7 protein-coding genes are annotated in these 12,231 nt (G+C 61.9%); 6 read left to right on the top strand and 1 reads right to left on the bottom strand.

Annotated elements, in window-relative coordinates:
* Nucleotides 1-82: 82 nt before the first annotated feature.
* Nucleotides 83-259 carry a hypothetical protein gene (locus IPM54_19055; protein ID MBK9261889.1) on the bottom strand — a complete coding sequence of 59 codons (177 nt, stop codon included), beginning with the start codon at nucleotides 257-259 and terminating at the stop codon, nucleotides 83-85.
* Here IPM54_19055 and IPM54_19050 point away from each other — a divergent pair.
* The 6 genes from IPM54_19050 to IPM54_19025 all read left to right on the top strand — a co-directional run bounded on the left by IPM54_19050 (nucleotide 243) and on the right by IPM54_19025 (nucleotide 12,057).
* Nucleotides 243-2,015 carry a hypothetical protein gene (locus IPM54_19050; protein ID MBK9261888.1) on the top strand — a complete coding sequence of 591 codons (1,773 nt, stop codon included), beginning with the start codon at nucleotides 243-245 and terminating at the stop codon, nucleotides 2,013-2,015. The genes IPM54_19055 and IPM54_19050 overlap by 17 nt on opposite strands.
* Nucleotides 2,012-3,859 carry a hypothetical protein gene (locus IPM54_19045; protein ID MBK9261887.1) on the top strand — a complete coding sequence of 616 codons (1,848 nt, stop codon included), beginning with the start codon at nucleotides 2,012-2,014 and terminating at the stop codon, nucleotides 3,857-3,859. Before IPM54_19050 ends, IPM54_19045 begins: the two co-directional genes overlap by 4 nt.
* The gene (locus tag IPM54_19040) at nucleotides 3,856-4,989 is read left to right on the top strand and encodes a hypothetical protein (GenBank protein MBK9261886.1); all 1,134 of its coding nucleotides are present in this window, start codon (nucleotides 3,856-3,858) and stop codon (nucleotides 4,987-4,989) included. Before IPM54_19045 ends, IPM54_19040 begins: the two co-directional genes overlap by 4 nt.
* Before the next feature lie 137 nt (nucleotides 4,990-5,126).
* Nucleotides 5,127-6,923 (top strand): VCBS repeat-containing protein, encoded by a 1,797-nt coding sequence (locus IPM54_19035; GenBank protein ID MBK9261885.1) that lies wholly within the window; start codon nucleotides 5,127-5,129, stop codon nucleotides 6,921-6,923.
* Entirely contained in the window at nucleotides 6,827-11,710 is a 4,884-nt protein-coding gene (locus tag IPM54_19030) for an RHS repeat-associated core domain-containing protein (GenBank protein MBK9261884.1), read from the top strand. Before IPM54_19035 ends, IPM54_19030 begins: the two co-directional genes overlap by 97 nt.
* Nucleotides 11,710-12,057 carry a hypothetical protein gene (locus tag IPM54_19025; GenBank protein MBK9261883.1) on the top strand — a complete coding sequence of 116 codons (348 nt, stop codon included), beginning with the start codon at nucleotides 11,710-11,712 and terminating at the stop codon, nucleotides 12,055-12,057. Before IPM54_19030 ends, IPM54_19025 begins: the two co-directional genes overlap by 1 nt.
* Nucleotides 12,058-12,231: the final 174 nt, after the last annotated feature.

Raw genomic sequence — 12,231 nt, 5'->3', positions numbered from 1 at the left:
ACGATGGACAGTGCGTTTCTGCCGCCATCCGGCAGGTGCGCCTCACCCACCTCGATGTCAAATACGACCTGACGAAGCCGGTTTATGTCAACAATCGAGTCCCCATCACGTTCGGCATCACCGCAGATAGCGTCGACCCCGCAAAACCCGGCACTCGAAACGTCGCCGTCACGTTTTCGTTCGTCGAAGCCAATCCGAGCGACCCGGCAAACCCCGTCGGCTGCGCATCGAGCGCCGTCAACGTGGAGGTGATCGGCAATGGGACCGAACAAATCGTCGATACCTTCATTTGGCCCACCACGCTGTGCGCCGCGCTCGCCGAAAAAAATGGCGAAGTGAACCTGCAAGTGGACTTCGATGGCGGCCCAGAGCTCGCCGCCGAGCTCGCATCCAACCTCGATGCGCCGAGCGTCGTGTTTTCAGAGGCGCACAAAGGCGATGCGCTGAACCAGCTTTGCCGCGCTTCGCTGGACAACGCAGACCCCAAGCGCGGCTGTGTGCACGCCATCAATATCGAGCCGACCCCCACGGGTGCCGCGGGAGCGCTCATCGACGTGCGTTATGCGCTGAGCTCGACGTCTTCCGTGGCTGTCTTGCCGTTCCAGTCGAGCGAGCACGTCGGCCCCGACGGACCCGCCGACGCCGACCCCACGCTGGTGGTCCAGTCGCGGTTCGTCGTCAATGGGCGAGACCCGTACGTTTCGGCCGCGGATCCTGCGCTGATTCCGCCAGAGCTCGCCAATGCGGTCCCGACCATCGAAGAAGACCTGAAGTTCGGGCTCGATGCCGCAGCCCTGGCGGCCACCACGGCTCTGCCGGGCAAGGCTGTGGTGTCGTACACCATCAGATCGGCGGCCGACAGCATGACGCAACTGCCCCTGACGATCAGGGATCCCGCCAATCCGGCGAACAAGGTGGCCGAGGTGGTCGTCGACAGGGTCGTGCCCGGCACGGCCAACGACGTGGTGCACGAGCTTTTCCTCGAAGGTGCGACCCTCACCGCCGTGTCGCCCGGAGGCATGTGGGCAAACCAGAACGATTTTGTCATCCGCGGCTGCTTCAATGCGGAGTTCCCTCAGGGCGGCAACGCAGGTGACGGCAACCTGGACGATTGCCGTGAGCTCGAGGTGGTGCTCGTGCGCGAGGCGTCGGCCGCTTCGGCCGCGTCCTCTCGGAGCTTCGACAAGGAGTTCGAGCGCAAGCTGGGCGGAGATCGGATTCGGATCGAGAGCAACATGTCGACCCAGAACCGCCTCGACCTGAGCGGCTCGTTCAGCCGGACCGAGGGCAAGGTGGAGCTGAACGGCAAGCTCGGGAAAAGCTTCGAGCTGACGCTGGCGCGCGCGTTCGCCGATGCGAGCGTCGGCGTCAACCCTGCCGCGGCGTCGTTCGAGCTGGGAGTCGATGCGTTCGGCGTGCGGATCTTCGGCGTCTCGAAACAGCAAGAGGCGAAGATCGTCCACACCGAAGACTTCAGTGCTGCGAAGTCCTTCACGATCGGGAGCCTCGGCTTCGGCTTTGGGCCCGTGAGCGTTGGCTTCAAGATTGGCGTCGGCGGCGCCATCGGCATCGAAGTGGAGGACACGCTGGAGGTGCTGGCGGACAACGCGGCTTGTCAGGCGCTGCTGAAGTCGAGCGACTCCATCACCGCGTGCGGCCGGATGACACGCGTCACGTCGCCGAACTTCGGCCTGACCGGCAACATCGAGGGCGGCATCGACTTGAAAATCGTGAAAGCAGCGGTGGTCGCTGATCTCCGCTTCATCACCACGAGCTTCCCGCTCGACACGACCCTGGGCTGGGGGCTCACGAGCGATGAAAAGCTGCTCGTCCGCGGCGACGTGACCTGGGACATGTCGTTCGAGCCGATTTCGGGCGACGTGTACATCATCGGCAAGGTTGGCTTCCGTCGCTTTGCGAAGAGCCTGAAGGTGAACCTGTTCAGCTTCTCGTCGCCCAGCATCGAGACGCGGCTTCTGAGCCATTCGATGGCTTCGTTCGAGGAGCTGCAATGAGCGCCATGGCAAACGTCATTCGCACGAAAAAGGTCGCTCTCGCCGCGACGCTCGGTGCGGTCGCCGTAATCGTGGCCACGTTCGGCCTGCGTGGCGGGGAGCCGCAGGCGCTTGCTCGAGCGGCCACGCCAGCAGCGCCGGTGGCGCCGCAATGCCGGTTCGATGTTGGCGAGACAGCGGCGTTTTCGCTCGAGTCCACGGTTCGCGACGTGCGCGGCGACGAAGAGGACCACCTGCGAGCAGCGCTGAGCTGGGAGGTCACGGAGCAGCTTTCGGCGACGCGCTGGCGTGTCCGCGCCGGGCTGAGCGGGGTTTCGCATGGCCAATCGCTGACGCTGCCGGAGGAGCAAGTGAAGGGGCCGCTCACGGACCCGTTCTTCGTCGACGTGGACGCGTCGTGCCGGTTCGTGGGCTTCGGCTTTGCTCGCGGCTGGGACGCTCGTCGGCGCCAGTTCGTGCAAACGATGCTGCTGACGCACGAGTTCGTGCTGCCCGCCACGGGTGAGACGAAGCGCTGGAGCGCGTCCCAGTCGGACGGGATGGGCCCGTTCGAGGCGCGCTACGAAATGGCGTCCGGCGTGCAAGGCTCGGCATTGCGCGTCCAGCGGCGCAAGGCCGCATACGACGGGAAGGCGAGTGCCGAGGCGATGGGGCTGTCGGTGGTGGTGGTCAGCTCGGAGGCCACTGCGAGCTTCGAGCGCGACGATCCGCGGTGGGTGACGCTGACGTCGGGCGTCGAGCGGGTCCAGATCCGCGTGCAGGGCCAGGTGCAAGCGGACCTGCTGCAGCGCTTTCGGCTGGTGCGCGACGACGCGCGGTTCGTCGCGGTACGCGCGATGACGCCGGGTGAGGCCGACTTTCGCGATGCGTTCGCTCTCGAGGTGGAACGCGGGCAACACGTCGATGCGCAGGTGGCGCGGATGTCCTACGAAGAAGCGCTGCGGGCGTTCCTCGGGCACTTCGGCGGCACCACCGGGGACCCGAGCTACGCGGCGGCGCGCGAGCTTGCCGCATGGTTGAAGGCGCATCCCGAGGCGGCCCGTCGGCTGGTCGCCGCGTTGAAGGCGGGGACCATCGACGACGCGGCTCGGCCCGCGCTCTTCCTGGCGCTCGAGCTGTCGGGCACGGAGGCCGCGCGCGACGCCCTTTCGGGCGTGCTCGCGGATTCGGCCTTCCGCGCCGTCGACCGCGCCCGGGCTGCATCGGCGCTGTCGGACATCGGCGAGCCCACGCGGGGCACGGCCGAGCTGCTGCTTGCGCGAGCGCAGAACGACCGCGACGACATGGTCGCCAACGTCAGCTTGCTCGGCCTGGGCAGCATGGCGCGGCGAAGCGGCCACGACGACGAGGTCAAGGCGTACGTCCGCGCCTCGCTCGACAAGGAGCTCGCTGCCGCCGTGGACGACAGCGCGACCAACGTCGTCCTGGATGCGATGGGCAACAGCGGTGATGCAGCCTTCGCCGACGAGCTCGAAACGCACCTCGCCGCGGAGAGCGCTTCGACGCGGCAGCACGCGGCCGAAGCGCTGGGACGCTTGGATCCCGTCGACGCGGCCCCGCGCCTGCTCGACCGGCTCCGCGAGGAGACCGATCCAGCCGTCAGCGCTGCCATCGTCGGGGCTTTGCGCGGCGAGCCCACGGCCGACGCGGTCGCGCTCATGTCGGACAAGCTCGCGGCCAGCACATCCATCCCGGAGCGAGCTGCGATCATCGCGTGGCTCGGAGCTGCGTCGCGCACGCGTCCCGAAGCGCGCAGCGTGCTCGTAGCGCACTTCCACCGCGAAACGAGCGCTCGGTTGATGCAGCAAATCGGCACCTTCGTGCCTGCGGCGGCGCTGCGATGATCCCGCGTGCGGCGTTCGCCAGCGTCGCGCTGACGGCGCTGCTCACCGGGTGTTCGCCGCATTTTCAGGGTGACCCGGCCGACGTGAACGGCGAGAGCGGCCCGTTCACGTCGGCCTGGGTCGACGTCGGCGCAACGCAGTTCGCCAGCGACGGCGAGACTGGCAGCGTGGAGCTCCCCGTGCGGGAGCCCTGCGCTGCCCTCGCCGTACGCGCCACCACAGCGCCCGGCGTGTGCTTCCAGCTCAGTTCGGTCGTCGACGGCGAAGGGCGCGCCGTGGTCCAAGCGCGCAGCGCAGGTGCGGTTTGCCGCGACTGCGAGCTGCGTACGTCGGTCGCCGTCGAGGCAGGCGTGTTCATCCTTCCAACGGTCCTTTCGCGTTTCGAGCCGGAAACGGGCCTCTCGCTCCGCTTCGGCCAGGTCGACTGCATGACCTTGACGCCGCTCACCGCGCCAGAAGACCGCCCGACGCTTCACGTTGCGGTGCAGCCCATCGAGACGGTCCCCGAGCATGCCTCGATCGATCTGCGCTTCCTCATTGCAGAGAGCTCGATCCTGTTGGGCGACGAGGACCGCCAGCAGGAGCTGGTCACGCACCTTGGGCAGGAGCTCGCTTCGGGAGGCATCACGCCGCGGCTCGTCGGAACACGCGCACTCGGCGCGCTGTCCACGGAGACCCATTTTCACGCGGGCGACCACGCAGCCCTGGCTACGATTCTCGCAGACGCGCCGCCCAATGCAGAGACCACCATTGATGTCGTTTTTGGTGGATGCTTGCTTTACGACGACCCGATCTTTGGCCCGCCCAGCGCGGTCAACGGATTCACGCCGAGGACTCCGGGCGGCGCCGGGCCCGCCAATGCGGTATTTTTACCTGGCATCGATTGTTTCGCGCAAGGCGCGGGCCCCATTGACATCCCCGTCCGTGCACAGGCGCGCGTCCTTGCGCACGAGGTCGGCCACTATCTCGGCCTGTATCACGCAATCGAAGAAGACGGCCTCACCGATCAGCTCGACGACACCGGCCCCGACAACGTCATGCATTTCAATCCAGCGCAGGCCATAGCGGTCGGATTCACCCCGTCGCAAGGACGCGTAATGCGAATGCATCCTGCCGCTCGCGCCGATTGATGAGGTTACGCGACGCCGCCAAGCACCGCGTTGTTCGAGGCGCGGTTGCTGGGACAAACAATGTCCGATAACCGTGCGTTTTTTCGTCGACGCCTCATGTCCGTTTGACGTAACCTGCCCGCCGGAGGGCTTTGGTCATGGGCACCATTTCTCGTGCGGGCTTCATTTTGCTCGGCGCGCTTGCATCCTTTTCATGTGGTAGCGACGAAGGTCCTCCCGGCATAGGTGGCGCAGGCATTCCGCTGCCCATTGACGAAGCGCTCACGCCATCGCTCGTTTGCCCATCGTATGCAGGCGACCATGCATTCCCCGACATGGCGCCACTCGACATGGCGAATGCGTCGAACATTGGAGCGATCGATGGCGCATTTTCGGTATCGTCTACAGGCAGCGCGCAGGTTTCGATTCGTTTGACGCTCCCGCCGTCTCGATGGGCTCCAGCGCTCGGTATCGCTTACGATAGTCACGCGTCGAGCGGCATTCTTGGCAAGGGATTTGTCTTGTCGGGGCTGTCTTCCGTTCATCGCTGCGGATCCAATCTTGCGCAGGATGGATCGATTCGAGGCGTCCAGCTAAATGCAGGCGATCACTTCTGTATCAATGGCGCAAGGCTTGTTCAAATCAACGAAGGCAAGGATTCCGTTGGCATTTTTGCCGAATACCGAACGGCCATTGATTCGCACACCAAAATTATCGGTTATGGTGCACCATCTGCAAGCGCCTTCGACCCGACGTATTTCGTTGCGTATTTGCCGAATGGAAACATCGTGCATTATGGCAAGAGCACCAATACTCGCGTGCGCTGGCGTCAGGGCGTCACACGCGCGTGGAGCAAAGAGCTGGAAATGGACCGGCGGGGCAATACGATTCGGTATGCGTATTTCGCGGACCATGGCAACACGAACCATGCGGCGACGCGCGAGCAGGTCATTCAAGAAATCCGCTACACCGGTTTCATCGATGCAAATGGCACGGAGACGCTCGGCAATGCGAGCGTCGAGTTTCATTACGATGACGACGATCGATACGGAAAACTCTTTTACGAGGGCGAAGAGGTTTCTCGAAGGATGCGCCTCGTGCGGATCGACATGCGGAAAAATGGCGAGCTCGTTCGGTCCAACCAATTCACGTACGACGAGGACCAAGCGACGAACGAAGCGTTGCTCGTAAAGGTCGACGAATGCGCAAAGGGGGACCTTGCGCAATGCAAACCGGCCACGCGATTTGATTGGAAGAAGGCAAATACAAAAGGATTCGCGTCGCACGCGACGCCGGCGCACGTGCCGTTGAAAAGCGAAGACGAGCAATTTTCGTATACGGTCGCCGACGTGACAGGGGATGGCGCGGTCGACATCGTGACATCCACGACGGATCCCGATTCCGGAATGAATCGGTGGTTCGTGCACGAGAACGACGGTCATGGAAATTTTGGTGTGCCCGTGGAATGGGCCAGCATCGCATATCCAAAAGGTTTTACCAAGACATGGCGAATCGTTCCCGTTGATGAAAATGGCGATGGAAGAGTCGACGTGCTCATCGATCAGCCTGACGGTGCCGCGTGGAACACGTTCCGCGTGCTTCGTTCCGTGGCGAATCCGTCACCGCATTTCGAGCTGGTCGCGACGGGCATCCCGCGCACGAGCCAACATCGAGCATCCGAGTTCACGATCGACAGCCATTCAGGATTGGCTGTCGCCGATTTGAATGCTGACGGAATGAACGACCTCATTACCTGCCACGATTTGCGCACGTGGTACGGCAAATCGGAATACGTGCCTGACAACCGTGCAATCCGTTTGAAGATTGCAAACCGTCGCTTGCTCGGTGGAGCGCTCATTTGTGGCGACCGAATGGCGGACCTGGTGGAGCTGCCGGCTTCGAGAAAACCGAACGGCACATCGAATCGCTCGACGGGGTTTCGTGCTGGACCATGAATCGGTTCTTTGGCACCGTCGATTGGAATGCCGACGGACAAACCGAATTGGTCACGGTCGGCAAGGATGGGCATTTCTGGACGCATCAATTGAATGTGCCGACGCTCCATTGGGAAAGCCAAAGCCTTTCCGCTATGGTGCCAAACGTGCTGGGGCTCGACATCGCCGACGATCCTGTCGCAAACATGATCACGTTTCCGCTCACGCATGTTCACGCGGAGCAAATGGATGGTGAATGGCATGCATTGCGGGTTTTGTTTCCGGATCTGAACGGCGACGGCTATCCAGATGTGCTCTTCGCGGGTCCACGCGGCACGACCGTAAAGCCTTTCGTGGCGATCAACGAAGGGCGCGACGAATACCTGGATTTCATGTGGCCGTACGACCCCATCGACGGCGATGTCAACACATTTGACTATTCGCCGTTCGCACGCGTTTTCGATTATTCCGGCGACCATCGCGATGATCTCGTGATACCCGTCGTAGGCGCATGCACGACGACCGATGCATATGCGTGTTACGTGGTCTTCGAGAGCGGGCGCGTCGGCGAACAGGCCAAAGTCTCATTTACGGACGTTCCTTTCGAGCATCCGGACGAATACGACGTCGCGCCGCAATACCTCATCCGAACGGCAGACGTCAATGGCGACGCGTTGACGGACATCGTGCATCCAATGGTGTCCGATCAAATGTTCGTTTTCGCGAACCAAAGCGAGCACAACGTGCTGACGTCCGTGACGACGGGTCACAATCCGCTGGACCCAGGCGATCCGGGCTTCTTGCCGGATGTCACATTCGAATACGGCAACCTCGTGGATGGGGCGGCGCATGCGTTTCCTTGGCAGCTCGATTCGCTCACGTACATCGCGCACGCTGATGCGGCGAATACCTGTGTTTATCCGCGAACGTGTGTCATGGGTGGTTTGCCGGTCGTTTCCGCGTACACGCTGAACAATGGACAAAACAAGGCACGACGTTTCTCGATGCATTACCGCGACGGACGCGCGCATCGGCACGGACGCGGCTTCTTGGGTTTTGCCGAAGTTGAGACGCGTGACGTCGATACCGGCATCGCAACGCGTCGGCGTTTTGATAACGTGACGTTTGATCCGACGTTCAAGACATTCCCCTTTGCGGGGATTCCTTCGGAAACACGCTCGACGACACCGCTTCCAACGACGACGCTCGAAACGAGGACGAGCGCCAAGTATGAAGTCGTGTCCACGAATGCGGGGAAAACGTATTTCGTTGCGACGCGCAGCACGGAGAAGCTGCGCAAGGAAGGCGCTGACGTCTTGGAGCGCTCGTGGACCATCGTCGATGATGTCGATGACTATGGCAATGTGCTTCAATGGCGATCGGGCAGCGATGGTGTCGATGTGCTGAATGCGTCGACTCGCATCGTGAAGAACGACCCAGCAACATGGCTCATTGGACTCGTCGAGCAGGACTCCACGTGCAGCACGGCGCTTGGTGAAACACGATGCCGCACGACGACCATGAAACACAATGCCCTCGGCGAGGTGTTTCGCATCGACCGAGCGCCCAACGACACGACCGCGCACCTCGTCACGTATTTGATTCGCGATCAATACGGCAACGTGATCAATGCGATTGCCGAAGACGATTTTGGCAACCATCGCGAAGAATGCGTCACCTACGAGCCCACGGGCACGTTTCCGTGGGCCGTGCGTAATGCCGCCGGGCACACGTCGTACATGCATTACCACCACGGGCTTGGTGTTCCGTTTTCGATGCGTGATGCCAATGGGCTCGTCACAAAATGGCGGCTCGATGGCTTCGGACGCACGGTTGAGGAGCATGCGCCCGATGGACTCGTCACGACGTTTTCAGCCGAGCGCGTCAAGAAGGGCGTGTGGACGACGCATACCAAAAGATCGACGCCGGGGCACGGTGCGCGTGAAACTGTATTCGATTCGTTCGAGCGGCCCATGCAAATGCGTGTTCGCGGGCCGGATGTGGATACCGTGGGCATCTCCGCATTCGGCAAAAGCGTGTGGATTGTTCAGGACAAGCGATACGACTTTCTCGGACGGCTCGAATGGCAAAGCATTCCGCGCATTGACGGTGACGCCATTGCGGAGCTGAAAGGCTCGACCTTCGAATACGACAACGCAGGGCGCTTGACGAAAACGATGACACCCTGGGGCGCACCGATAACGCGCACGTACGACCATGACAAGGTGACCACGATTGAACCTGGTCCCGCGGGGATACCAACGATTGCAAAATCGATGAAAGCCGATCCGCTCGGCAGGCCCATCGAGGTCACGGACGCCAAGCAGGGCATCACGCGACACGTACACGGTCCCTTCAATGAATTGCGCCGCGTCGAATTGCCCGATGGCACGAAACGCGAAACGAAGCAGGACGATTACGGGCGCACCATTTTCGAAGACGATCCCGACCGGGGCAAAACGATTCTCGAGCACAATGGGTTTGACGAGGTCGTCAAGCTGCACGATGCGGCAGGGCGGCATTACGCATTCGAGCGCGATGCGCTGGGTCGCGTGGTGAAGCGATCCGAGGGGCTCAACGTGTCGGCGTACGAATACGACACGGCGCTGCACGGCGTGGGATTGTTTGCGCGCACGACGGGCGCGGATGGGCATATCGAGGAATACGCGTACGACACGCTGTCGCGACCGATAGCGACGATGTTACGCCTTGCCGACGGGCGCACCTTCGAGCAATCGCGGACGTACGACGCATATGGCCGCATTGCGCAGATCGCGTATCCCAATGGATTCAGCGTGCTGCGGCAATACGACTCGACAGGGACGCTCGTGCGCATTCACAATGGCGCCGACCGCACCCAGGTCGTCTGGTCGCTCGATGTGGTCAACGCGGCCGGGCAAACGATGTTCGAAACGTTCGGCAATGGCGCAGCGACCGAGCGAGTGTATTCGGACGAGGCGCAGGTATTGGAGACCATCTTTACGATGGCGGATGGCAAGACGCTACAAAGCTTGCGTTACGAATACGACGCGCAGCTCAACGTGAAAAACCGGCTCGATGCTCGCCAAGGCAAGATCGAGCGATTCGGCCACGATGCCTTGAACCGCGTCACAGGCTCGCGCGTGGATACGTGTCCGAATGCAGGCATGTGTTTCGATGCGGATTTGCCGTGCGACGTCGATGTCCATTACGGGCCCACGGGAAACGTCACGTACAAGTCCGACGTGGGCATGTATGCAGCCGATCCATTGCATCCGCATGCCGTCAAGAGCGCGGGGTCGCTTCAATTCGGGTACGATGCCGTCGGCAATCAAATCGAGCGACCCAACGAGACGATCACGTACACCGACTTTGATTTGCCGCGGCAATACATCCCCAAGGCGGGCGGCGCACCGACGACGTTCGAATACAACGCATCAGGCGAGCGTGTGCGGCGCATTCGTGGCGAATTGGAAACGGTTTACCTGGGCGATGTGTACGAGCGTGAAACGAATGGCAACGTCGTTACCGACCGCTTCTACGTGCACAACGACGAGCGCGTGATCGCTGTCGTCGAGCGCTTGCAATCGGGCCATGCGTGGCGCTATGTCCATGTGGAGCACTTGGGCTCGGTCGACGTCATTACGGATGCGGGCGGCCAAGAAATCGACCGGCGCAGCTTTGATGTATGGGGCGCGCCGCGCGATCCGAAATGGGGAGGTAGTGGCTCGCCGTCGCAGAACGTGTCCACACGCCGAGGTTTTACGTGGCACGAATGGGATGACGACGTCGGCCTCGTCAATGCCAAAGGACGCATTTACGATCCGCACATTGCGCGTTTTTTGCAGACGGATCCCATCATTGCGGACTTGCTCGACGCGCAAACGCAGAATCCGTACTCGTACACGTTCAACCGGCCGCTCGTGTTTACGGATCCGAGTGGCTACGATGCAGAAGCGCATAGCGTATTGCTGCAAGGTGCGGGCACGCCGGGGTATGTCACGCCCGAACAGGCGCAATTGGTCCAGGACCATCAAAAGACGTGGCTCATGCAATGGTCACGGGAGCGCCCGGCGACAGCGCCGCCTCAGCAATGGGTCGTGGAGTATGGGCCGGCCGGGGCGGATCCTGCGCCATCGTCGCCCGAAAAGCTTGTCATGAGCCATTTCTCGCCGGCCGAGCAGGTCATGGTTGGCGTGGGCGAACGCGCGATCGAGCTTGGGCCGGAATTGGCCGTGGGACTTTTCTTCAATTTCGTCGGGGCGGGCGCGTCGGGGGGTGCAACGGCCAAACCAGGAAGCGGGAGCTTCGATGGAGCGGGCGTTCGCGTCATTGACGACCTGAACCAAGCAAATCCGCTTTACGGCGCAAGTATTGGCGTGATACAGCTTGGCGAGGCACACGAGAAAGGAGATTACGTCGGCATCGGGCGAGCGGGATTGGATGTCGTAACCGTGGTGGTCATGACGGCGATTACGCTGAAGGCCTCACGGGGCGTAGTCGATCAGGCCAAGTTCCGCTATCTCTTTGGCGAGGCAGGTGGGAACACGCACAATGTTGCGCGGACCGCACAGAATGCAGGGCAGATGGCGCGGATCGGCGTTTATAATACCGCAGAGGGACAGGCCCTCCTTAAATCGCACTTCGAAAGCGCGGTAAAAGATTCCTCGAACATCGTCAGGACCTTCAAGAATCAATATGGGGCTTTTCAGGTGCGCGAGTCGCTCTTTGCAGGGCCCGGTGGCTTCGTGAAGTTTGAGTCGACGTGGCAGGTGCTCGAGGGCGGCGGGCTCAGATTTACCACAGCAATTCCGTTCGGAGGACCCTGATGGTCGGTGAAGCGTTTTCAGTTCCAGACGAGATCGAGCTCTTGGAGCTCTTCGGCACGGAGCCTATCGAGCGATCGGTCGACGACGGGTACTGGTGCTACGAGGTCGTCGATGCTCGCAACGTCAGGCTGCGTTTCTCCTTCAACATTTTCGAGCAGTCGGTCCAGACGACGCTCCAAGTAGCGGACTTGCCGCTCATCACCGTTGTCCACGAGGGGGCTCGAGCGATGAAAATTGCGGACAAATCGCTGACCTGTACCTTCTCATACGCTGGCAGCGCGGCGACGCTCGTGCTTCGCGTAGCAGAATCCATTCGCTTGGAATGGACGAGCCTTCGAAAGGAATAGCTGCCCCTCCCAAACTCCTCCTCCCTCCTCGTCAGCCCTCTCCGCCCCCCGTCACCCCAACCCCCAGCGACCCCTCTCCGCCCACAACCCCGCACCGCTTTTCTTGTGCCCACCCCTCCGCGCCCACGAACCCGCGCCGATTTTCTTGTGCCCACCCCTCCGCGGCAAGGGCGA

This window comes from Polyangiaceae bacterium (assembly GCA_016715885.1).
Lineage (GTDB): Bacteria > Myxococcota_A > Polyangia > Polyangiales > Polyangiaceae > Polyangium.
Note: the sequence above shows the minus strand (reverse complement) of the source record. Positions and strands in the feature narration are given on the sequence as shown.